General features: G+C 42.4%; 1 pseudogene. It reads left to right on the forward strand.

Features of this window, described 5'->3' with window-relative positions:
• Window positions 1-352: pseudogene (locus CIK04_RS31885) on the forward strand (transposase); the annotation flags it as partial.
• Between the last annotated feature and the right edge of the window lie 484 nt (window positions 353-836).

The raw sequence follows: 836 nt of genomic DNA on the forward strand, positions 1-836 counted from the left end.
ATCGGGAAAGTGAGTGCGGCCGCCATCATTAGCAACGTTCCTGAGTTGGGTTATATCAACAATAAACAAGCGGCTTCTCTAATAGGTGTTGCTCCCATGAATAGAGAAAGTGGCCGCTATAAAGGCAAACGAATTATCCAAGGTGGGCGCGCTCAGGTGCGTACAGTCCTGTATATGGCGATGATGTCTGCAATGCAATCTAACCCTGTTTTTAAGACCACATATCAGCGATTACTGGAAGCAGGAAAACCCAAAAAGTAGCCATCATKGCCTGTGTTAGAAAGATGGTTGTGATCCTGAATTCAATGCTAAGAGACGGAACTATGTGGAATGAAATATGGACGAAAATTAACTATTGACGCCATACTCGTTTGTTATGCTTAAGCTTCAATGGGTTACGTTTTTCTGGAAACAAGATTAACTCGACTTCGATTCAGAAACAAAAGCCAAAACGTAGAAAACAGAAATGACTCATAATTTTGAAAATCAGACTTTGAACTTTGGCAGTCAAAACTCAAAAACCTAAGATCAAATTTCTGATTGAGCCAACCGCCCTAACCTCGCGCTTGCCCGAAAATTAACAGAGGCAACTCTCAGAATTTTTAGCGCCAAAGAATAAGTGTCCAGAAAACAGCGCCCACTGAAGCCAACTTGCCGACAAACACAAAACTGAAAAGCCGAGGGAGCAAAGAAAAACCATAAACCACTGATTTTACTTGATTAAGCATAACGCCCTGCTAAGGGGTGAGCAACGCAATACAAAAGCCGCCGCAAACCACCTTAATCACTAAAATCAACGCATAGTAAAAATGCCACGCGTTGCGAATCCCTCTTGA

The organism is Vibrio sp. 03_296, from assembly GCF_002265885.1.